Raw genomic sequence first — 19,985 nt, 5'->3', positions numbered from 1 at the left:
GCGCCTGGGTTCACTGGTACTAGCCCCGGCCCGGCGAGCGTTCGTCGGGCCGGGCTGCTTTTAGCACAATAGCGAACGGTGGTTGTCCTAAAACCTGCGAAAGAGGACAATTATCGGCTTCTCGTCACAACCAGCGACCTTGCATGGCCTTTCTTGCACTTGGTATCAACCATAAGACTGCCTCGGTAGACGTACGCGAGCGCGTGGCGTTTACCCCTGAGCAGCTGGTAGATGCCCTGCAGCAGCTCTGCCGACTGACCGCCAGCCGAGAGGCGGCAATTCTGTCGACCTGCAACCGCAGTGAGCTCTATATAGAGCAGGACCACCTGTCCGCCGACGCGGTTTTACGATGGCTGGCCGACTATCACCGGCTGAGCCTGGATGAGCTGCGCGCCAGTGCCTACATCCATGAAGAGCACGCTGCGGTGAAACACATGATGCGCGTGGCTTCCGGGCTCGACTCCCTAGTGCTGGGCGAGCCGCAGATCCTCGGCCAGATGAAGTCGGCCTACGCGGTGGCACGCGAAGCCGGCACTGTCGGCCCGCTGCTTGGGCGCCTGTTCCAGGCCACGTTCAGCGCTGCCAAGCAGGTGCGCACCGACACCGCTATCGGCGAAAACCCTGTGTCGGTGGCGTTTGCCGCCGTGAGCCTGGCCAAGCAGATCTTCAGTGACCTGGGCCGCAGCCAGGCCCTGCTGATAGGCGCTGGCGAAACCATAACCTTGGTAGCTCGCCACCTGCATGAACAAGGCGTGCGCCGTATCGTAGTAGCCAACCGGACACTGGAGCGGGCGAGCATTCTTGCCGAGCAGTTCGGTGCCCACGCCGTGCTGTTGGCCGACATCCCGCAGGAGCTGGCCAACAGTGATATCGTCATCAGCTCCACCGCCAGCCAGCTGCCGATACTCGGCAAGGGCGCGGTCGAAAGCGCGCTGAAGCAGCGCCGGCACAAACCGATCTTCATGGTCGACATCGCGGTGCCGCGAGATATCGAGCCGCAAGTGGCCGAGCTGGACGATGTGTACCTTTACACCGTCGATGACTTGCACGAAGTGGTGGCGGAAAACCTCAAGAGCCGCCAGGGCGCGGCCCAGGCGGCCGAAGAACTGGTTGCGGTCGGCGCTGAAGACTTCATGCTGCGGTTGCGCGAACTGGCCGCTGTCGATGTGCTGCGTGCCTACCGTCAGCAAAGCGAGCGCCTGCGTGACGAAGAATTGCAAAAGGCCCAGCGTCTGCTGGCCAACGGCGGCAACCCCGAAGATGTACTGGCGCAATTGGCCCGGGGCCTGACCAACAAACTCCTACATGCGCCTAGCGTGCAGTTGAAAAAGCTCTCGGCCGAGGGCCGCCTCGATGCGCTGGCCATGGCCCAGGAACTCTTTGCCCTCAACGAGGGCTCGACGGACAAATCCCCGCAATGAAAGCGTCGCTGCTCAATAAACTGGAGATTCTCCAGGACCGCTTCGAGGAACTCACCGCGCTGCTCGGTGATGCCGAAGTCATTTCCGACCAGACTCGTTTCCGCGCCTATTCCCGCGAATATGCAGAAGTGGAACCGGTGTACGCCGCGTATAAAGAGTGGCGCAAGGTGCAGGACGACCTTGAAGGCGCCCAGGCGCTGCTCAAGGACGCCGACCCAGACCTGCGCGAAATGGCCGCCGAAGAGGTGCGTGAGGCCAAGGAGCAACTGCTCGGGCTGGAGTCCAACCTGCAGCGCATGCTGCTGCCCAAGGACCCCAACGATGGTCGCAACGTGTTCCTCGAGATCCGCGCAGGCACTGGCGGCGACGAGGCGGCGATCTTCTCCGGCGACTTGTTCCGCATGTACTCGCGTTATGCCGAAAAGCGCGGCTGGCGTTTGGAGATCCTTTCCGAGAACGAAGGCGAGCACGGCGGCTACAAAGAAATCATCGCCCGCGTCGAAGGCGAAAATGTGTACGGCAAACTGAAGTTCGAATCCGGCGCGCACCGTGTTCAGCGCGTGCCGGAAACCGAATCCCAGGGCCGCATCCATACCTCGGCCTGCACCGTGGCGGTATTGCCCGAACCGGATGAGCAAGCGGCCATCGAGATCAACCCGGCAGACCTGCGGGTGGACACTTACCGTGCCTCGGGCGCTGGCGGCCAGCACGTGAACAAGACCGATTCGGCGATCCGCATTACCCACTTGCCGACTGGCATCGTGGTCGAGTGCCAAGAGGAGCGGTCGCAGCACAAGAACCGTGCCCGCGCCCTGTCATGGCTGTCTGCCAAGCTCAATGACATGCAGACTAGCGCCGCGCAAAACGCCATTGCCAGCGAGCGCAAGCTGCTGGTCGGTTCCGGTGACCGCTCCGAACGCATCCGCACCTACAATTATCCACAGGGGCGGGTAACCGATCACCGCATCAACCTGACCCTGTACTCGCTCGACGACATCCTCGCCGGAGGCGTGGAAGCCGTGATCGAACCCTTGCTGGCCGAATACCAGGCCGACCAACTGGCGGCGCTGGGGGACTGATGACCATCATTGCCAGCCTACTGCGCAACGCGCAGCTACCCGAATCGCCCAGCGAACGCCTGGACGCCGAGCTGCTGCTGGCTGCCGCCATCGGCAAGTCTCGCAGCTTTCTGCATACCTGGCCTGAGCGGATTGTCAGCAGCGAAGATGCCCAGACCTACGCCGGCTACCTGCAGCGCCGCCGTGCTGGTGAGCCTGTGGCCTACATTCTTGGGCAGCAGGGCTTCTGGAAGCTTGACCTGGAAGTGGCGCCGCACACTCTGATACCGCGCCCGGATACCGAGCTGCTGGTCGAGACAGCCCTGGAGCTGCAGCCTGCGTCGCCGGCCAAGGTGCTCGACTTGGGCACCGGTACTGGCGCCATCGCGTTGGCATTGGCCAGCGATCGCCCGGCCTGGCAGGTGACGGCCGTGGACCGCATCGATGAGGCCGTGGCCCTGGCAGAGCGCAATCGCCAGCGCCTGGGCCTGGGCAACGTTCAGATCCTCAAAAGCCACTGGTTCAGCCATCTGGCCGGGCAGCGCTTTGACTTGATCCTCAGCAACCCACCGTATATCCGCGCCCAAGACCCGCATCTGGCCGAAGGGGACGTGCGTTTCGAGCCTAGCAGTGCACTGGTAGCCGGTAACGACGGCCTCGATGACCTGCGAGCGATCGCCGCCCAGGCTCCGGAGCACCTATTGCCCGGTGGTTGGCTGCTGCTTGAACACGGCTACGACCAGGCTGGCGACGTGCGTGCCCTGCTCGAGGCCAACGGCTTCACCGAGGTGACCAGCCGCAAAGACCTTGGCGGCCATGAGCGAATTTCACTGGGGCGCCTGCCATGCTGACCGATCAGGAATTGTTGCGGTACAGCCGCCAGATCTTGCTGGCCCAGGTCGATATCGATGGGCAATTGCGGCTCAAGCGCAGCAAGGCGCTGATCGTCGGCCTCGGTGGCCTTGGCTCGCCCGTGGCGCTGTACCTGGCAGCCGCAGGGGTGGGGGAGCTTCACCTGGCTGACTTCGACACGGTCGACCTGACCAACCTGCAACGTCAGGTCATCCATGACAGTGACAGCGTAGGTATGAGCAAGGTCGATTCGGCGCTGCAGCGCCTGCGGGCGATCAACCCTGAAGTCACGCTTGTCGCCCACCGTGAAGCATTGGATGTGGACTCTTTGGCTGCGGCGGTTGCAGGTGTCGACCTGGTGCTGGACTGCTCCGACAATTTCGCCACGCGCGAGGCGGTCAATGCCGCTTGCTTCGCCACTGGCAAGCCGTTGGTCAGTGGTGCAGCCATTCGCCTGGAAGGCCAGTTGTCGGTGTTCGACCCACGGCGTGACTACAGCCCTTGCTACCACTGCCTTTACGGGCACGGTAGCGAAGACGAGCTGACCTGTAGCGAAGCGGGTGTGATCGGGCCGCTGGTAGGGCTGGTGGGTAGCCTGCAAGCGCTGGAGGCGATGAAACTGCTCGCCGGGTTTGGCGAACCGCTGGTCGGCCGGCTGCTGTTGATCGATGCCCTTGGCACGCGCTTGCGTGAGCTGCGGGTCAAGCGTGACCCGGCCTGCGCCGTGTGCGCCAAGCGCGATGGTTGAGCGTTCGGCGCCGGTCGGCGTGATGGATTCGGGGGTCGGCGGGTTGTCGGTGCTCGCCGAGATTCAGCGCTTGCTGCCCAATGAGTCGCTGCTTTACGTGGCCGATTGTGGTCATGTGCCATATGGCGAGAAGTCCCCAGACTACATTCGCCAGCGCTGCCGACGGATTGCCGAGTTCTTTCAGGCCCAAGGGGCCAAGGCAATGGTGCTGGCGTGCAACACTGCCACAGTGGCCGCGGTCGCCGATTTGCGCGAGTTGTACCCGCACTGGCCATTGGTCGGCATGGAGCCTGCCGTCAAGCCTGCCGCGGCCGCTACCCGCTCCGGTGTAGTGGGTGTGCTGGCTACCACTGGCACCCTGCAGAGTGCCAAGTTCGCCGCTTTACTCGATCGTTTCGCCACAGACGTTCAGGTCATCACCCAGCCTTGCCCAGGGCTTGTGGAGCGGATCGAAACCGGCGACCTGACCAGCCCGCAGTTGCGTCAATTGCTGCTGGGTTACGTGCAGCCCTTGTTGGCCGCAGGCTGCGATACCTTGATCCTGGGTTGTACCCATTACCCCTTCCTACGCCCACTGTTGACCCAGATGGTGCCCGCTGACGTGGCCATCATCGATACCGGTGCTGCAGTAGCCCGCCAGTTGCAGAGGTTGTTGGCAGCCCAGGCGCTTTTAGCTGATGGGCCTTCCCGAGAGGCAAGCTTCTGGAGCAGCGGTGATCCATTGGCACTCAAGCGAGTCCTGCCCGTGCTCTGGCAGCCATCTGATCGGGTGGAATGTTTCACTTTGTAAAAAAAATGTGAAGAACACCTGAACTATCGTACCAATCCCGCTTTCTATCCAGGTGCCTGATGGCAGGTGGATACTAATAACGGTATGAAAGGAAGGATGTTTTTGATGAAGCGACTGCTCGGTTTGGCGGCGGCTGCCGCCCTGGCCCTGGGACATGTAGTGGTGGCACAAGCTGCCGATGTCTCGCTTTCGGTTGGGCAGACCGGTGACTCCACCATGGTCTATCGTCTGGGGTTGCAGTCCAACTGGGACAAAAGCTGGTGGCAGAGCAGTGTGGGTCGGCTAACGGGTTATTGGGACGGGGCCTACACCTACTGGCAGGGCGATGAAACTGCCAGTAACCACAGCCTGTCTTTCTCGCCAGTGTTCGTTTACGAGTTTGCAGGGCAGTCGGTCAAACCCTACATCGAGGCGGGTATCGGTGTTGCGGCGTTCTCCAGCACGGAGATTGAAAGCAACAACCTCGGTTCATCCTTCAATTTCGAAGATCGGGTAGGCTTCGGCCTGCGCTTTGCCGGCGGGCACGAGGTTGGGGTGAGGGCGATTCATTATTCCAACGCTGGCATCAAGCAGCCCAACGACGGTGTCGAGAGCTACAGCCTGCATTACCGCATGGCGCTCTGACCGATTTCGTCCTGGCGCTGCCGCTTACAATGTAGGCGGCAGCGCCAGGCTCGGTAAGTCATCAGTCAACGTGACAACGGCCACAAGCTGCTGATGTCCATAACCTCCAACACCAGCTCCGGTTCGCGTAGCGGCAGACGGGTCAGCAGCTCATCCGCTGCACTCTGCGGTGTCCATTCACTCGGAGCCGCCTTGACGGGCGTCACCGGCGTCTTCAACGACTGGGGCGCCACCACAGTCAGATCAATCCCTTGGCTCTTCAGATTTGGGCGCTGTTCCCGCGACCATTGCACTGCACTGTTCCAGCCTGACGTCACCTGAGTAGGCGAATACAGCTGCAAGGCTGAATAGCGATTGAAGACCACCATGACTTGCGGCTGATACCCCTGCTTGAGCAATGGCAAAGCACTGTTGAGGCAATGCTCGGTTGCCAGCTGATTGTCATTGACGATGGTTTCCAATACCTGATCGTCAGGCACGCTAGCGGCTAAATAGTCACTGGTACCTGCATTGATGATCAGCACGTCAAGCGAGCACCATGCGTGACAAATCTGCTCAGTTGCACGGCTAGCTTGGCCTTCTTCATGCAATTGCCAGGGCAGCCTCAACAACTGGCTGCCATGTCGCATGCCCAATGCATCCAAAGCGTCGCATTCCTTGCCACTTGCGGCGACTCGGTGCCCGTTTTCGAGCAACCTTTCCACCAAGGCCAAACCCAGTCCATTACCGGCCCCCGTAATCCAGAAACTACGCGAGTCATTCAAGATACTGCCCTCTATTTCTGCCGACGTGGTAGGCCTTTGAAGGCTTCCAATGCACGTTGGCGACTGCTTGCCAGATCGACTATAGGACTGTGATAAGCGTTATTAGCAAAAAGATCCGAGCATTTCACTGGGTCGTGAATGTTTTTTTCATCAAGGTGCTTTAACTCTGGCAGCCAATGCCGAATGAAACGGCCATCAGGGTCGAATCGCTCTGACTGGGAGATGGGGTTGAAGATCCGAAAATAGGGCACTGAATCGGTTCCGGTCGAAGCGCTCCATTGCCAGCCACCATTGTTGGCAGCCAGGTCGCCATCAATCAGGTGACGCATGAAGTGACGTTCGCCCAAGCGCCAGTCGATCAAGAGGTTCTTGGTCAAGAACATGGCGACGATCATACGCAAGCGATTGTGCATCCAGCCGGTATGCAACAGCTGGCGCATGGCCGCATCGATGATCGGGAAGCCGGTACGGCCTTCCTGCCAGGCCTTCAGATCATCAGGGGCATTGCGCCACGGCAGGGCCTCGGTCTGTGCACGGAAGGCGCGGTGCCTGGAGACCTGTGGATAACCGGTCAGGATATGCTTGTAGAACTCCCGCCAGATCAGTTCATTGATCCAGGTTTGTACCCCGCGGCTGCCGCTGTCGAATTCGCCACGGTTGCTCCCCAGGGCAGCATGCAGGCATTGCCTTGGCGAGATCACACCTGCGGCCAGGTAGGCGGACAGTTGGCTGGTACCCGGTTTGGCCGGAAGGTCACGCAGTTGTTCGTAATCGTCGATGGTTTCATCGACAAAGCGCGTTAGGCGGGTCTGCGCCTCATCCTCACCGGCAGGCCATTGATCGCTCAGTGTGCGAGGAGGTTTATCGAACCCCTCGATGTGTTGTGGGATCGGGTCACTGGCGATATCCAGCGGGCGTTGCTTTTTCACCCGGCTGGCTAGCGACGGCAGGCTGCGGTGCAGGTGTTCAAGACAGACTTTCTTGAACTGGCTGAATACTTGGAAATAATCGCCGCTGCGGGTAAGGATAGTGCCGGGCCTGAAGAACAACTGGTCGAGATAGCTGTGGGCCTGCACACCAGCCTTCTCAAGCTGCGTGCGGGTGGCGTCATCACGAAGCGCTTCGTTGATGCCATATTCTTCGTTCCAATGCACAGCCTTGATGTCGTGCTTACGGCAAATGTCGAGCAGCGTAGCCGGCACCTGCTCCCAAGTGTCGATCTTGCGCACCAACAGAGGGATGTTCAGCTGCTCAAGGGACTGGCGCAGTTGGCGCAGATTGCGCAACCAGAAGTCGACCTTGCAGGCGGCGTCATCGTGAGCCTGCCATTGGCCGGGGCTTGCCAGCCACACGGCTACGGTAGGGCCGCGCTCGCAGGCGGCGCTGAGGGCGGAGTTGTCAGTAATGCGCAAGTCGCTGCGTAGCCAGATCAGTTGCATTGAGTACTCGTTTTTACTGGAGGCGATTATCGTCAAGCAGCGCTCGCAATGCCGCCTGCGGTGTATCGAACAAATAGAGATCGGGCAAACCGAAAGCGTTCAGTTGTGCCTGATGCAGAGCGATGGTTGCGCCGCCCAGCAGCTTGGGCCCGCTGATATGTTGCAAGGTACTCAGTAGTGCCGCTGCATCGATGCGCGGGCCTAGGTGAAACAACACTGCTCGCGGCTGTAGCGCGGTCACGGCACGGAGTAACTGCGAGCCCGCCACGGGCTGTTCCAGCACCTCCACGGGGACGCCGTTGCTGCTCAATAGCCATGCGCATAGCCACAGGCCTTGATCGAACGGGCGCTCACTGTCTTCACAAAGCAGCACTGGCGCACCTTGCAGCGATTGGTTGTCGTGATACACGCGGGCGCCCAGCTTGCTGCGCAACCAAGTGTTGAAGAACACCTGCTCAAGGCGTGCATCGAAGTGGCTGCGCCAGCGCACTGCAAGCCCGCGCAGCAGTGGCAAAAGCAATTGCTCACATAAGGTGACAGCGGGGTAAAGAGCCATGACTTGATTGAGTTGCTGATCAAGTGAGCGCTGGGACAGACTGCCTATGGCGTCGATCAGCTGCCGTTGACGGAGCTGCCAGTCTCCCACAGGCGCCTGCTCAGGCGTGTGGTCCAGCAACTCGATCACTTGGCTGACCGATGCCCCACGTTCAAGCCATGCCAGAATCGACCTTACCCGTTCAAGCTGTTCAGGCCCGTAAAGGCGATGCCCTTTGGCCGTGCGCTGTGGTTTGAGCAGGCCGTAGCGGCGCTCCCATGCGCGTAGAGTGACCGGGTTAACGCCAGTTCGGCGGGCCAATTCGCCGATGGGTACTAGCGACTCAGACAGCATTGCGCAGGCCCAGGCTTTCCGGGTGCGGCTGTAGATAGGCCTGTTGCTGCAGGTAGGGGTCTGGGTGCTTGAGCAGGTGATGCTTGAGCAAGGTCAACGGTACTACCAGTGGCACCACGCCTTTCTGATACTGGCTGATGACGTGTTGCAATTCGGCCTTGTCCTGCTGAGTCAGTGCTTGCTTGAAGTAGCCACTTAGGTGCTGCAGCACGTTGCAATGGTTGCCACGGCTGGCACAACGCCGCAGGGCTTGCATCAGCTGGCTGAAGTAACAGGGCCCAATGCGCTCAGGGTCGTCATCGCGGCTCATACTGCCCAACAGGCGACCCAGCTCGCGGTAGGCCCGAGGGTTGTTGGCCATGACCAGGTACTTGTAGCGTGCATGAAAGCTTACGAGCGCACCGCGACTTAGCCCTTGTGCCAGCAAGCGCTGCCAGTCGGCGTAGGCGTAGACGCGGCTGATGAAGTTTTCGCGCAGCACCGGGTCGTGCAGCCGTCCCTCCTCTTCCACCGGCAGATCTGGGCGGCGGTCGCAGAAGGCGGCGGCGTAAGCCCCTTTACCACCTTGCTGAGCCGGGTAGCCGTTATCCTGATACACCTTGACCCGATCCAGGCCGCAAGACGGGGACTTTTGCATGAATATATATCCGCAGATGTCATCTAGCTCTTCGGCCATCTGCTCGGCGTAGTTGCGCAGCGGGCCGGCCAAGTCGGCGCCCGGGTTACGTGTGCCTACCACCGCTGGCCGCTCGGGGTCACCCACCAATCGGATTGGCTCGCGTGGTACGCCCAGGCCGATTGCGACCTCTGGGCAGACGGGCAGCCATTCGAAATGAGCTTCCAATTGCTCCCGACACAGGTCTGAGGACTTGTGCCCACCGTTGTAGCGCACGCTTTGGCCTGTCAGGCAGGAGCTGATAGCGATACGGGGCTTATGTGCGGCGGCAGGTTCGTGCATGGCTGTCTCCGGTAAACTTGTACATGAGTGCTAAGGTGTACAGGTTTATTCCAGCACAGGCAAAAACTTATGCAACAATTTTTTTTGTATAAGTTTTTTGAGCAGTGTCACTCAAGATGTTCCAGCAGCCTGCGCGCGGCTTCCTGGCCACTGAGCCAGGCACCTTCGACGCGGCCTGACAGGCACCAATCGCCGCAGGCATACAGCCCTTGGTCGGCATCGGCCAAAACACCCCACTCGTGGTTGACGGCCGGTCGTGCGTACAGCCAGCGGTGAGCCAGGGCGAAACTGGGTGCCGGCACCACGCAGCCGATCAGCTCGGCGAATTCTCCACACAGCTGCTCGATGACCTCATCCTTGGCCAGATCGATGTGCTGTTTGCTCCAGTCGGCGGTGGCGTGCAGAACCCAAGTATCCAGCGGGGAGTCACGGCCGGGTTTACTGCGATTACGTGCCAGCCAGTCGAGCGCGCTGTCTTGCACGAAGCACCCTTGCATAGGGGTTTGCAGTGGGGTTTCAAAGCCCAGCGCGACTGCCCAGGTTGGGTCCATTTGCACACCCGCAGCAACCGCCGCGAGCTTGGGAGTGGCCGCCAGCAACTGCGTGGCCTGTGGGGCGGGTACTGCGATCACTACACGACTGAATGGGCCGTGGCTGCAGCCTTCGGTGTCCTGCAGATGCCAGTACTGCTTGCCGCGGAATACCTCAGCGATACGGCACCCGAAGTTGACGGTGACGTCCTTGAGCAAGCCGCGAGTGATGGCGCTCATGCGCGGTATACCTACCCAGCGCGTTTGTTCGTCGGGGGAGGGCGTGAGCTGGCCATCGCGGGAGTTGTAAAGTTGCGGCTTCCACTGTTCCACCCACCCGTTCGCCACCCACTGTTGCACCTGCTCGACGAAGCGTCGGTCGCGGGCGGTGAAATATTGGGCGCCAAGGTCCAATGAGCCTGCCTCGCTATGCTTGCTGGCCATGCGCCCGCCGCTGCCGCGGCCTTTATCGAACACGTGGACGGGCTGCCCGGCATTTTGCAGGGCCTGAGCGGCAGACAGGCCGGCGATACCGGCACCGATGATGGCAATAGGTACAGTCATGATTGGCCTCTTCGAACCTTGCTGTAAGCAGACTACGCTGTCGGACAAACCTGTACAATGTAAAATCTTTGTATAAGGTTATACCGCTTCATAGGGATGTTGACCTATGTTTATCCGAGAGCGATTGGTCTGGAAAAGTGCCTTGTTCTTAAAAATAGACCATGGCCGCACGCTGCGAGGACACAGCCATGCATATATTGCTGACAGGTGGTACCGGTTTGATCGGCCAGCACCTTTGCCGGTACTGGCTCGGCAAGGGCCATCGTCTAACCGTGTGGAGCCGGCGGCCTGAAAAGGTGCCGCGCACATGCGGCAGTGGGGTGCGCGGCATCGCCCGGCTGCAAGAGCTGGGCGCCGATGAGCGGGTGGATGCGGTGGTCAATCTGGCCGGTGCGCCGATCGCCGACAGGCCATGGTCGGGCGCCAGGCGCAACCTTTTATGGGCCAGTCGCATTACCCTCACCGAACAACTGCTGGCCTGGCTGGGTAGCCGTGAGCAGCGCCCCGAGGTGCTGATTTCCGGTTCTGCCGTTGGCTGGTATGGCGATGGTGGCGAGCGCGACCTGACAGAGGCATCGCCGCCGGTTCGCGAAGATTTCGCCAGCCAGTTATGCATCGCCTGGGAAGAAACTGCCCAGCGCGCCGAGGCGCTTGGCATACGCGTGGTGCTGGTGCGCACCGGGTTGGTCTTGGCCAGTGATGGCGGCTTTTTGTCACGCCTGCGCCTGCCGTTCAAGCTGGGGCTTGGCGGGCCGTTGGGCAATGGCCGCCAGTGGATGCCCTGGGTGCATATCGACGATCAGGTCGCGCTAATCGATTTTCTTCTGCAGCACGACGATGCCAGCGGTCCCTATAATGCCTGCGCGCCTGAACCGGTACGCAACCGTGATTTTGCCAAAGCACTGGGCCGTGCGCTGCATCGACCGGCCATCCTGCCAGTCCCCTCCGTGGTGCTCAAAGTTGGCCTCGGTGAATTGTCCACCTTGCTGCTCGGCGGTCAGCGGGCGCGACCGGCACGCTTGCTGGAGGCAGGCTTCTCATTCCGCTTCAACGATCTGCAATCGGCCCTGGGCAACCTGTCCAGCCGCCTCTGATATAGGACGCTGCATGACCGATCACGCTTTGCTTCTGGTCAACCTCGGCTCCCCGGCTTCCACCTCGGTGGCCGATGTGCGCCGTTATCTCAACCAATTCCTGATGGACCCGTACGTTATCGACCTGCCGTGGCCGGTGCGACGGCTGCTGGTGTCGCTGATCCTGATCAAACGGCCCGAGCAGTCTGCCGAGGCTTATGCCTCGATCTGGTGGGAGGAGGGCTCGCCATTGGTGGTGCTGACCCGCCGCTTGCAGGCGGCGATGGTCGAACACTGGCCCCACGGGCCTGTGGAGGTTGCCATGCGCTATGGTCAGCCCGCACTGCCCGAGGTGTTGGCACGTTTGGCCGCGCAGGGCGTGCGCAAGGTGACCCTGGCGCCGCTTTATCCACAGTTTGCCGACAGTACGGTCACCACCGTGGTGCAATTGGCGGAGCAGACAGTGGCTGAGCAGCAGCTGGCGCTGCAATTGCGGATACTGCAGCCGTTCTACGATGACCCAGCTTACATCGACGCCTTGGTCGCCAGCGCCAAGCCGTACCTGCAAGAGGACTACGATCATCTTTTGTTGAGCTTCCATGGTTTGCCAGAGCGCCACCTGAAAAAGCTCGACCCCACTGGCAAGCATGACTTACGGGCTGCCGATTGCTGCATAGATGCCAGTGCCGACATGCGTGCTGTGTGTTACCGCGGGCAGTGCCTGGCGACAGCCAAAGCCTTCGCGAAGCAGATGGGCATACCCGATGGGAAATGGTCGGTATCGTTCCAGTCGCGGTTGGGGCGCAACAAATGGATCGAGCCTTACACCGAGACACGCCTGGATGAATTGGCCAAGGCTGGCGTCAAGAAGCTGATGGTGATGTGCCCTGCGTTCGTTGCCGACTGCATCGAAACCCTGGAAGAAATCGGCATGCGTGGCAGCGAGCAATTCATCGAGGCAGGCGGCGAGGAGTTGGTGTTGATTCCGTGCCTGAACGACCACCCGCAGTGGGTGCGAGTGCTGGCGCAATTGTGCGAAAAGGCCTGACTCGTCAGCCGAACTATGCCGGCCCCAGGGGTTAACCCGGTAGGGGCCGGTCAGGCTAGCGCCGAATCAAAGCTGCTGATCATCCAGCTTCTTGTGCTTCCAGGCATCATTGCCAGGCAGGATCAGGTTCAGGGCAATGGCCACGATGGCGCACAGGGCGATGCCCTTGAGCCCCCAGTCGTCCGGGCCATCGCCGCTGCCGATCAGTACGCCACCGATACCGAACACCAAGGTCACTGAAACGATCACCAGGTTGCGCGCTTCGGCCAGGTCGACCTTGTGGCGGATCATGGTGTTCAGGCCCACCGCCGCGATCGAGCCGAACAGCAGGCACAAAATGCCGCCCATCACGGGCACCGGGATACTTTGCAGCAATGCGCCGAACTTGCCGATGAAGGCCAGGGTTATGGCAAACACTGCCGCCCAGGTCATGATCTTCGGGTTGTAGTTCTTGGTCAGCATCACCGCACCGGTCACTTCGGCATAGGTGGTATTGGGCGGGCCACCGAACAGGCCTGCGGCAGTGGTGGCCAGGCCGTCACCCAGCAGGGTGCGGTGCAGGCCAGGCTTTTTCAGGTAATCGCGACCGGTCACACTGCCGACTGCGATAACACCACCAATGTGCTCGATCGCCGGCGCCAAAGCGACTGGAACGATGAACAGAATGGCTTGCCAGTTGAACGCCGGCGCTGTGAAATTGGGGATTTCCAGCCACGGTGCGGCAGCGATCTTGGCGGTGTCGACCACGCCGAAGGCAAACGACAGGGCAAAACCCACCAGTACGCCAGCGATGATAGGCACCAGGCGGAAGATGCCTTTGCCGAACACGGCGACGATCAGGGTGGTCAGCAGCGCCGGCATGGAAATCAGCATCGCCGTCTGGTAAGGCAGCAGTACGCTGCCGTCACCGGCTTTGCCCATCGCCATGTTGGCGGCAATCGGGGCCATGGCCAGGCCGATGGAAATGATTACTGGGCCGATCACCACCGGGGGCAGCATGCGGTCGATGAAGCCTGTGCCCTTGATCTTCACCATCAGGCCCATGAAGGTGTACACGAAGCCCGCAGCCATCACGCCGCCCATTGTTTCGGCCAGGCCGAACTGCCCCTTGGCGAGGATGATCGGGGTGATGAAGGCAAAGCTCGATGCCAGGAACACCGGCACTTGACGGCCTGTGACCAACTGGAAAAGCAGTGTGCCGATGCCTGCGGTGAACAGCGCCACGTTCGGGTCCAGGCCGGTGATCAGAGGCATCAGCACCAGCGCGCCGAATGCCACGAAAAGCATCTGCGCGCCCGAGACGACCTGTCGCCAAAGCGGGTCGTTGAAGCCGTCCTGCATGATCAGGCGTCCTTCTGCTTGGTGCCGAAGATCTTGTCACCGGCATCGCCCAGGCCTGGAACGATGTAACCATGTTCGTTCAGGTGCTGGTCAATGGAGGCGGTGTAGATCTGCACGTCTGGGTGGGCTTGTTCCACCACTGCGATGCCTTCTGGCGCGGCGACCAGCACCATGGCGCGAATCTCTTTGCAGCCGGCCTTTTTCAGCAGGTCGATGGTGGCAACCATCGAGCCACCGGTTGCCAGCATCGGGTCGATGATCAGCGCCAGGCGCTGGTTGATGTCGGGCGCGAGTTTTTCCAGGTAGGTATGCGCTTCGAGGGTTTCCTCGTTGCGAGCCACGCCGACGGCGCTGACCTTGGCACCCGGAATCAAGCTGAGCACGCCGTCGAGCATGCCGATGCCGGCGCGCAGGATTGGCACGACGGTGATCTTCTTGCCGGCAATTTTTTCAACCTGCACCTTGCCGCACCAACCATCGATTTCGTAGGTTTCCAGTGGCAGGTCTTGTGTGGCTTCGTAAGTCAGTAGCGCGCCAACTTCCTGGGCGAGTTCGCGAAAGTTCTTGGTGCTGATATCGGCACGGCGCATGAGGCCGAGCTTGTGGCGGATCAGCGGATGGCGGATCTCACGAGTAGGCATAGGGGGGCTCCGAAAGGCGGGCAAAAAAACCGCGCTAGATTAATCTATTCAGCCTTTGCTGTCGTGCGGTCCTTTAGCACGTTAGTCCATAAATGCTTGATCTGGGACGAGCGGATGCGTACCTTTGCCCGCTTTTCCAAAATCCCCCGGAGAGCGCCATGTCCGCCGATCTCGAGCACATCCGTCAAGTCATGCGCGAGGCAGACTGCCTGTACCACGAAGCTGAAGTCGAAGCGGCCATCGCCAAGGTTGGCGAGCAGATCAGCAAGGACTTGCAAGACACCAATCCCGTGGTGTTCTGCGTCATGAACGGCGGCCTGATCTTCGCCGGCAAACTGTTGACCCACCTGCAGTTCCCGTTGGAGGTGTCGTACATCCACGCCACTCGCTATCGCAACCAGACCAGTGGCGGCGAGCTGTTCTGGAAGGCCAAGCCCGAAGTCTCGTTCATCGACCGGGACGTGCTGATCGTCGATGACATTCTCGACGAAGGCCACACCCTCAGTGCCATCATCGAATTCTGCAAGCATGCCGGGGCGCGAGCGGTACACACCGCCGTTCTGATCGACAAGGATCACGATCGCAAGGCAAGCCCTGGCCTGAAGGCAAGCTATGCAGGCCTGCCGTGCATCGATCGTTATATCTTCGGTTACGGAATGGACTATAAAGGTTACTGGCGTAACGCAAACGGCATTTTCGCTGTCAAAGGACTGTAACCATGAGCCAGCCTGCATTCATCGATCAAACGCTGTTTACCGGGCTGGCGCAAAAAGCTGCTCAGGCGCCGCGTCTTAGGCATCATCACAACTTCCACGAGATGGCAGACCCCTGCCATCGCCTGGCGGTTGGTTTGCAGCCCTCGACCTACATCGCCCCACATCGTCACCTGAGTGACGACAAGGCCGAAACCTTGCTGGTGCTCAAAGGGCGCCTGGGCCTTTTGCTTTTCGACGAAACAGGCATGCTGACCAGCACCCGTGTGCTGGAGGCGGGGGGGGAGTGCATGGGGGTGGATCTGCCGCCGGGGGTCTACCATGGCCTGGTGGTGCTCGAAGCCAACTGCATCATGTTCGAGTGCAAAGCCGGCCCCTACCGCCAGCTGGTCGAGGGCGAGCATGCGCCTTGGGCGCCACGCGAGGGGGATGCGGGCGTAGCGCAGTATCAGGCCTGGATGCTCGCGCAGTTCGATTGAGGCCTGCCATTGTCTGCATGCTAGAGTGCTTCTCCATGCCAAGGAGCCTCACATGCGTGCATTCCTTCCACTGCTACTGGCGGTGAGCCTGCCTCTGGCAGCCGCACCGCTGCATAGCCAGTTCCTCCCGCCCGATGACCAGGCCTTGCGCCAGGAAGCGCCAACCGGTCAACAGCTGTTGCAAGTGACCGACTACTCAGTGGTGGTGGGGGCCCAGCGCACGTCCGACCAGCAGCCTATCCCAATCACTGCGTCGCTGCAGATGCGCCTGAAGGGCAAGCCACTGAGCAAGGGCGCGACCATCAGCCAGGTGCTGCTGACCTTCGATGGCGAGGCCGGTAAAAGCCTGAAGAAACCGGTGTACGACGACAAGACCCGCACATTGAGCCTGAACTACCCTGCCAGCGATTATCGAGTGGTCATGGACCTGCTGCGTAACGAGACGGTTTACGTGCAGTTCCTGACCTACGCCAACGGCCACATCTGGGCCGACCTGCACACCGGTACCGTACGTTCGCGTTGAGGCCCGCAGCCTGAGGGGGGTACACTGCCGGCCTTCGAAATTCGTGATGGTCAGTTGGAGCCGGCAATGCGCAAAGACAAGAAGCAGGTGATTGGTGACGAGATCAGCGACGACTACGTCAAGTCGTTCCTACAATTTGAACCAGCCGATGGCGTGACCTCGCCGTCGCACCACAAGTTGATCAAGGGTTACCGAGGCCTGCGTGTCGACGACTTCGGGCGCTTCGTCGGCTTCTTCGTAGAAGCCGGATTTGACCTGGACGGCAAGGACGAGCACGGCAAGACCTTCGCCGAGGTGATCGCTGACCAACGCAATGCGCCGGAGTACCTCGAGATCATTGCCAAAGCTCGCGGTTGATACGACTGGCACAAAAAAACGCCCCAAGGGGCGTTTTTTCGTTTCAAACCGGCTTAGGCGTAATGCTTGGCCGGGCTTTGTTCCACCAGCTCCAATGCCGCATCGTTGTCGGCGCTGATCTTGCGGTATAACGCTGCATCGGTAGCCAGTTCCTTTTCCCGCGCCGGGAAAATTTCCTTGAGCTTGGCGGCCCACGGGCCCTTGGCCTGCTCGGGGAAGCAGCGCTCAATCAGCTCCAGCATGATCGATACGGTCACCGAAGCGCCGGGTGATGCGCCCAGCAGTGCAGCCAGGCTGCCATCCTGTGCGGAAACCAGCTCGGTGCCGAACTGCAGAATGCCGCCTTTTTTCGGGTCCTTCTTGATGATCTGCACGCGCTGACCAGCCACTTCCAGACGCCAGTCTTCCGCTTTTGCCTGTGGATAGAACCGGCGCAGGGATTCCAGGCGCTGCTCCATCGACTGCATCACTTCACTGACCAGGTACTTGGTCAAATCCATGTTGTCACGGGCCACAGCCAGCATTGGGCCGATGTTACCCAGGCGCACCGACAGCGGCAGGTCCATGAACGAACCATGCTTGAGGAATTTGGTGGTGAAGCCTGCGTACGGCCCGAACAGCAGCGACGTCTTGCCGTCCACTACACGGGTGTCCAGGTGAGGTACCGACATCGGCGGCGCGCCGACCGCGGCCTGGCTGTACACCTTGGCCTGGTGCTGCTTGACGATTTCGGGGTTATCGCAGCGCAGCCACTGGCCGCTGACCGGGAAACCGCCGAAACCTTTGCTTTCCGGGATGCCCGACAACTGCAGCAGTGGCAGGGCGGCGCCACCAGCACCGAGGAAGACAAAGCGCGCATCGACTTCGCGGGCACCGCCGCTGTTGACGTCTTTGATGCTCACGGTCCAACCGCTGCCGTTGCGGCGCAGACCGACCACTTTCTTGCTGTACTTGACCTGCGCGTCGGGGCTGTCGCCCAGTACCTTGAGCAGTTTGTTGGTCAATGCACCGAAGTTGACATCGGTGCCTTTGGCCACGCGCGTAGCGGCGATGTGCTGGTCGGCCGGGCGGCCAGGCATCATCAGCGGCATCCACTCGTTCATCACCGCCTTGTCTTCGGTGTATTGCATCTCGGCGAAGGCGTGGTGTTGCTTGAGCAACTCGTAACGCTTCTTGAGGAAAGACACGCCCTTGTCACCTTCGACGTAACTCAGGTGCGGGACCGGATTGACGAACGCACGTACAGAGCCGAAGTTGCCCTTCTTGCTCAGGTACGCCCAGAACTGGCGCGAAACCTCGAACTGCGCGTTGATGTGCACGGCCTTCTTGATGTCGATGCTGCCATCGGCGGCCTGGGGCGTGTAGTTCAGCTCGCACAGGCCAGCGTGGCCGGTGCCTGCGTTGTTCCAAGGGTTGGAGCTTTCCGCGGCTCCGGAGTCCATCGCCTCGACGACCTCAAGCTTCAGGGTCGGGTCAAGCTCCTTGAGCAGTACGGCCAGGGTGGCACTCATGATGCCCGCGCCTACCAGTACCACATCAACCGATTCGTTCTGCGCCATTTAACGCGTCTCCACAATCTACAGCTACCTAATTGACAGCATAGGATCACTGGGGTTGCCAGGATCGCCATGTCCGACTCTTCGCAGTTCTTGCAACTTCCGCGGACACCGCCAACCAGTCTTCGGGTTCGACTATTGAACGCCGTTTGCCAGGGCTGCGGCAATTCGACTTATGGTCAAGGTGTCGTGCGTGCGTTATGGAACGACCTCAAACACTCATACGCGATGAGCGCTTTTGTCGTCTGTTCAGGGCTGTTAGGGACACATCTGCCGCTTTTGCACATGCCAGACTGTTCATTTGCTCGCCACACTCTCGTGAAGTTGTGAAAACCGTTTTTTCACGCTCTTTTGAAGACGTGAACCTCAAAAAGGGACTGCGCGATGGCAACCCACAGGTTCATGCAGTGCTTAGGGCCACGAATGCTGGCACGACAGCCGATGCAAGACCTGAGTGGAAGGCTCTCTGTGGGCGAAGCGGGTTTCGGTGCCGGGGTCAGACGGCGGATGCGGGGCCCGATCAGGAGACGTCCTTATAATCGGGGGGAGATTATAACGATGTCGCGGGCAGAAAGGTCGTTAATCGTGGTTTTTATTGCAGCGTTTGTCAGGCTGCGAGGATGCGCTGATGCCAGCGATGGCTTGCAGGCATGCAAACGCGGGCTTCGGCGGGCAGTTCGCGGCCTAGCCAGGCCAGCCGGATTTCAGTGATCTGCACCCAGCCGTAGCCGCCGGGTACCTGGCTGGATTGCTTCAAAGCCAGGCATTTGCCGTCGGTGTCCAGGCGCGCATAGCAGTTGAGCTGTGGGCGTTGCAAGAGCAGGGTCCAGAGCGAAATCATGGCGGTATGTCCTGTGCGTTAGGCGTTGGCGCAAGGATAAAGGCGCAGCCATGAAACGATTGTGACAAGCCTGCCCGACCGATGACTGGCCTGTGTCAGGCTGGGTATACTGTGGGCCTTTGCCGTATTTTCTGGAGAAACGCGCATGTTGCAACGTCTGTTGTTCGGTTTGATTGCCGTGGCCAGCCTCAGCCTGGTCGGTTGTGCCCACAGCCCGCAACAACTCAGCCCGCAACCCACGCTCAAGGCTCAGCTTGCACCGGTCGGCCACGGCCAGCCAGTGGTGGTCAAGGTGGTCGATGGCCGGGCTTCGCAGTCGCTGGGCACCCGTGGTGGCATGTACCCTGAAACCAGCACGATCAGCGTCAGTGGCAACGATGTCGTACCCAAACTACAGGCCCAGGCTGAAGCGGCCGTGCGCCTGTTAGGGTTCACCCCAACCGCGAGCGCCTATAACGCACCGCAACTGACCGTGACGTTGGCAGAGCTGAAATACCAATCGCCCAAGGACAACCTGTACGTGACCGAGGCCACCATCGGTGCAACCTTCCGTGCCGATGTCCAGAATGCCAACCGCCGCTACAGTGGCCGCTACGGTGCCTCGCTGGACCAGCGCTTCGGTATGGCGCCCAATCAGGACACCAACACCCAGTTGGTGGGTGATGTGCTCAGCGATGCGCTGACGCGTCTGTTCAAGGACCCGACCATCGGGCAGGTACTGGGCGAATAAGCCAGCTTTTGCGTAACAAAACCCGCCGCCCGGCGGGTTTTTGCTA

At 60.5% G+C, this 19,985-nt stretch carries 22 protein-coding genes; 13 read left to right on the top strand and 9 right to left on the bottom strand.

Features of this window, described 5'->3' with window-relative positions; all coding sequences use genetic code 11:
- The first annotated feature begins 143 nt into the window (after window positions 1–143).
- The 6 genes from hemA (at window position 144) to HU725_RS19285 (ending at window position 5,493) form a co-directional block, all read left to right on the top strand.
- On the top strand, window positions 144–1,421 hold the full coding sequence (gene hemA / locus HU725_RS19310; RefSeq protein WP_060477538.1) for a glutamyl-tRNA reductase: 1,278 nt from the start codon (window positions 144–146) through the stop codon (window positions 1,419–1,421).
- A complete protein-coding gene (gene prfA / locus HU725_RS19305) occupies window positions 1,418–2,500 on the top strand; it encodes a peptide chain release factor 1 (protein ID WP_060477539.1) in 1,083 nt (360 codons plus the stop codon). The genes hemA and prfA overlap by 4 nt, the downstream gene beginning before the upstream one ends.
- On the top strand, window positions 2,500–3,330 hold the full coding sequence (gene prmC / locus HU725_RS19300) for a peptide chain release factor N(5)-glutamine methyltransferase (RefSeq protein WP_186478267.1): 831 nt from the start codon (window positions 2,500–2,502) through the stop codon (window positions 3,328–3,330). Before prfA ends, prmC begins: the two co-directional genes overlap by 1 nt.
- Window positions 3,324–4,079 (top strand): molybdopterin-synthase adenylyltransferase MoeB, encoded by a 756-nt coding sequence (locus HU725_RS19295; protein ID WP_186478268.1) that lies wholly within the window; start codon window positions 3,324–3,326, stop codon window positions 4,077–4,079. Before prmC ends, HU725_RS19295 begins: the two co-directional genes overlap by 7 nt.
- Window positions 4,072–4,869, top strand: coding sequence for a glutamate racemase (gene murI / locus HU725_RS19290; protein ID WP_186478269.1), 798 nt, complete (start codon window positions 4,072–4,074; stop codon window positions 4,867–4,869). Before HU725_RS19295 ends, murI begins: the two co-directional genes overlap by 8 nt.
- Before the next feature lie 105 nt (window positions 4,870–4,974).
- On the top strand, window positions 4,975–5,493 hold the full coding sequence (locus HU725_RS19285) for an acyloxyacyl hydrolase (protein WP_060477543.1): 519 nt from the start codon (window positions 4,975–4,977) through the stop codon (window positions 5,491–5,493).
- A gap of 65 nt (window positions 5,494–5,558) precedes the next feature.
- Here the strand turns inward: HU725_RS19285 and HU725_RS19280 are convergent, their stop codons facing one another.
- The 5 genes from HU725_RS19280 to HU725_RS19260 all read right to left on the bottom strand — a co-directional run bounded on the left by HU725_RS19280 (window position 5,559) and on the right by HU725_RS19260 (window position 10,637).
- Window positions 5,559–6,257, bottom strand: coding sequence for an SDR family oxidoreductase (locus HU725_RS19280; RefSeq protein WP_186478270.1), 699 nt, complete (start codon window positions 6,255–6,257; stop codon window positions 5,559–5,561).
- Window positions 6,258–6,268: 11 nt separating this feature from the next.
- Window positions 6,269–7,696 (bottom strand): deoxyribodipyrimidine photo-lyase, encoded by a 1,428-nt coding sequence (gene phrB, locus HU725_RS19275; protein WP_060477545.1) that lies wholly within the window; start codon window positions 7,694–7,696, stop codon window positions 6,269–6,271.
- A 13-nt stretch (window positions 7,697–7,709) separates the two neighbouring features.
- A complete protein-coding gene (locus HU725_RS19270; RefSeq protein WP_060477546.1) occupies window positions 7,710–8,585 on the bottom strand; it encodes a MerR family transcriptional regulator in 876 nt (291 codons plus the stop codon).
- Entirely contained in the window at window positions 8,575–9,543 is a 969-nt protein-coding gene (locus HU725_RS19265) for a YbgA family protein (protein WP_060477547.1), read from the bottom strand. Before HU725_RS19265 ends, HU725_RS19270 begins: the two co-directional genes overlap by 11 nt.
- 107 nt (window positions 9,544–9,650) lie before the next feature.
- Complete coding sequence (locus HU725_RS19260; protein ID WP_186478271.1) at window positions 9,651–10,637, bottom strand: NAD(P)/FAD-dependent oxidoreductase; 987 nt, start codon at window positions 10,635–10,637, stop codon at window positions 9,651–9,653.
- A gap of 188 nt (window positions 10,638–10,825) precedes the next feature.
- On the opposite strand from HU725_RS19260, the gene HU725_RS19255 reads away from it, so the two are divergent.
- Both HU725_RS19255 and hemH read left to right on the top strand, forming a co-directional pair.
- The gene (locus HU725_RS19255; protein WP_186478272.1) at window positions 10,826–11,731 is read left to right on the top strand and encodes a TIGR01777 family oxidoreductase; all 906 of its coding nucleotides are present in this window, start codon (window positions 10,826–10,828) and stop codon (window positions 11,729–11,731) included.
- Window positions 11,732–11,744: 13 nt separating this feature from the next.
- A complete protein-coding gene (hemH, locus tag HU725_RS19250) occupies window positions 11,745–12,758 on the top strand; it encodes a ferrochelatase (protein WP_186478273.1) in 1,014 nt (337 codons plus the stop codon).
- Between the two features lie 66 nt (window positions 12,759–12,824).
- Here hemH and HU725_RS19245 read toward each other — a convergent pair whose 3' ends face one another.
- Both HU725_RS19245 and upp read right to left on the bottom strand, forming a co-directional pair.
- A complete protein-coding gene (locus tag HU725_RS19245; RefSeq protein WP_186478274.1) occupies window positions 12,825–14,099 on the bottom strand; it encodes a uracil-xanthine permease family protein in 1,275 nt (424 codons plus the stop codon).
- Between the two features lie 2 nt (window positions 14,100–14,101).
- On the bottom strand, window positions 14,102–14,740 hold the full coding sequence (gene upp, locus HU725_RS19240) for a uracil phosphoribosyltransferase (RefSeq protein ID WP_060477551.1): 639 nt from the start codon (window positions 14,738–14,740) through the stop codon (window positions 14,102–14,104).
- Between the two features lie 158 nt (window positions 14,741–14,898).
- On the opposite strand from upp, the gene HU725_RS19235 reads away from it, so the two are divergent.
- From HU725_RS19235 to HU725_RS19220, 4 genes are all read left to right on the top strand, one after another.
- Window positions 14,899–15,456, top strand: coding sequence for a hypoxanthine-guanine phosphoribosyltransferase (locus HU725_RS19235; protein WP_060477552.1), 558 nt, complete (start codon window positions 14,899–14,901; stop codon window positions 15,454–15,456).
- 2 nt (window positions 15,457–15,458) lie between these two features.
- Window positions 15,459–15,932: a WbuC family cupin fold metalloprotein gene (locus HU725_RS19230; protein WP_186478275.1), complete on the top strand. Its 474-nt coding sequence runs from the start codon at window positions 15,459–15,461 to the stop codon at window positions 15,930–15,932.
- A gap of 52 nt (window positions 15,933–15,984) precedes the next feature.
- Entirely contained in the window at window positions 15,985–16,455 is a 471-nt protein-coding gene (locus HU725_RS19225) for a hypothetical protein (RefSeq protein ID WP_060477554.1), read from the top strand.
- A 66-nt stretch (window positions 16,456–16,521) separates the two neighbouring features.
- The gene (locus tag HU725_RS19220; protein WP_186478276.1) at window positions 16,522–16,812 is read left to right on the top strand and encodes a PA4642 family protein; all 291 of its coding nucleotides are present in this window, start codon (window positions 16,522–16,524) and stop codon (window positions 16,810–16,812) included.
- 53 nt (window positions 16,813–16,865) lie between these two features.
- On the opposite strand, the gene mqo is transcribed toward HU725_RS19220, so the two are convergent.
- Together mqo and HU725_RS19210 are read right to left on the bottom strand one after the other, a co-directional pair.
- Window positions 16,866–18,371: a malate dehydrogenase (quinone) gene (gene mqo, locus HU725_RS19215; RefSeq protein WP_186478277.1), complete on the bottom strand. Its 1,506-nt coding sequence runs from the start codon at window positions 18,369–18,371 to the stop codon at window positions 16,866–16,868.
- A gap of 604 nt (window positions 18,372–18,975) precedes the next feature.
- Entirely contained in the window at window positions 18,976–19,209 is a 234-nt protein-coding gene (locus HU725_RS19210; RefSeq protein ID WP_186478278.1) for a hypothetical protein, read from the bottom strand.
- Window positions 19,210–19,354: 145 nt separating this feature from the next.
- On the opposite strand from HU725_RS19210, the gene HU725_RS19205 reads away from it, so the two are divergent.
- A complete protein-coding gene (locus tag HU725_RS19205) occupies window positions 19,355–19,939 on the top strand; it encodes a YajG family lipoprotein (RefSeq protein WP_060477558.1) in 585 nt (194 codons plus the stop codon).
- Window positions 19,940–19,985 lie beyond the last annotated feature (46 nt).

The organism is Pseudomonas promysalinigenes (assembly GCF_014269025.2).
GTDB lineage: Bacteria > Pseudomonadota > Gammaproteobacteria > Pseudomonadales > Pseudomonadaceae > Aquipseudomonas > Aquipseudomonas promysalinigenes.
The sequence above is the reverse complement of the archived record's forward strand: the minus strand, read 5'-3'. Positions and strand labels throughout refer to the sequence as shown.

What these genes read in the sequence shown, in the direction of transcription:
- HU725_RS19255 (WP_186478272.1), top strand. Translation starts at nt 10,826, where the DNA reads ATGCATATATTGCTGACAGGTGGTACCGGTTTGATCGGCCAGCACCTT.
- HU725_RS19295 (WP_186478268.1), top strand. Translation starts at nt 3,324, where the DNA reads ATGCTGACCGATCAGGAATTGTTGCGGTACAGCCGCCAGATCTTGCTG.
- HU725_RS19210 (WP_186478278.1), bottom strand. Translation starts at nt 19,209, where the DNA reads ATGATTTCGCTCTGGACCCTGCTCTTGCAACGCCCACAGCTCAACTGC.
- HU725_RS19205 (WP_060477558.1), top strand. Translation starts at nt 19,355, where the DNA reads ATGTTGCAACGTCTGTTGTTCGGTTTGATTGCCGTGGCCAGCCTCAGC.
- hemA (WP_060477538.1), top strand. Translation starts at nt 144, where the DNA reads ATGGCCTTTCTTGCACTTGGTATCAACCATAAGACTGCCTCGGTAGAC.
- HU725_RS19235 (WP_060477552.1), top strand. Translation starts at nt 14,899, where the DNA reads ATGTCCGCCGATCTCGAGCACATCCGTCAAGTCATGCGCGAGGCAGAC.
- prmC (WP_186478267.1), top strand. Translation starts at nt 2,500, where the DNA reads ATGACCATCATTGCCAGCCTACTGCGCAACGCGCAGCTACCCGAATCG.
- phrB (WP_060477545.1), bottom strand. Translation starts at nt 7,696, where the DNA reads ATGCAACTGATCTGGCTACGCAGCGACTTGCGCATTACTGACAACTCC.
- upp (WP_060477551.1), bottom strand. Translation starts at nt 14,740, where the DNA reads ATGCCTACTCGTGAGATCCGCCATCCGCTGATCCGCCACAAGCTCGGC.
- HU725_RS19230 (WP_186478275.1), top strand. Translation starts at nt 15,459, where the DNA reads ATGAGCCAGCCTGCATTCATCGATCAAACGCTGTTTACCGGGCTGGCG.
- prfA (WP_060477539.1), top strand. Translation starts at nt 1,418, where the DNA reads ATGAAAGCGTCGCTGCTCAATAAACTGGAGATTCTCCAGGACCGCTTC.
- HU725_RS19225 (WP_060477554.1), top strand. Translation starts at nt 15,985, where the DNA reads ATGCGTGCATTCCTTCCACTGCTACTGGCGGTGAGCCTGCCTCTGGCA.
- HU725_RS19220 (WP_186478276.1), top strand. Translation starts at nt 16,522, where the DNA reads ATGCGCAAAGACAAGAAGCAGGTGATTGGTGACGAGATCAGCGACGAC.
- hemH (WP_186478273.1), top strand. Translation starts at nt 11,745, where the DNA reads ATGACCGATCACGCTTTGCTTCTGGTCAACCTCGGCTCCCCGGCTTCC.
- HU725_RS19245 (WP_186478274.1), bottom strand. Translation starts at nt 14,099, where the DNA reads ATGCAGGACGGCTTCAACGACCCGCTTTGGCGACAGGTCGTCTCGGGC.
- HU725_RS19265 (WP_060477547.1), bottom strand. Translation starts at nt 9,543, where the DNA reads ATGCACGAACCTGCCGCCGCACATAAGCCCCGTATCGCTATCAGCTCC.
- HU725_RS19285 (WP_060477543.1), top strand. Translation starts at nt 4,975, where the DNA reads ATGAAGCGACTGCTCGGTTTGGCGGCGGCTGCCGCCCTGGCCCTGGGA.
- HU725_RS19270 (WP_060477546.1), bottom strand. Translation starts at nt 8,585, where the DNA reads ATGCTGTCTGAGTCGCTAGTACCCATCGGCGAATTGGCCCGCCGAACT.
- murI (WP_186478269.1), top strand. Translation starts at nt 4,072, where the DNA reads ATGGTTGAGCGTTCGGCGCCGGTCGGCGTGATGGATTCGGGGGTCGGC.
- mqo (WP_186478277.1), bottom strand. Translation starts at nt 18,371, where the DNA reads ATGGCGCAGAACGAATCGGTTGATGTGGTACTGGTAGGCGCGGGCATC.
- HU725_RS19260 (WP_186478271.1), bottom strand. Translation starts at nt 10,637, where the DNA reads ATGACTGTACCTATTGCCATCATCGGTGCCGGTATCGCCGGCCTGTCT.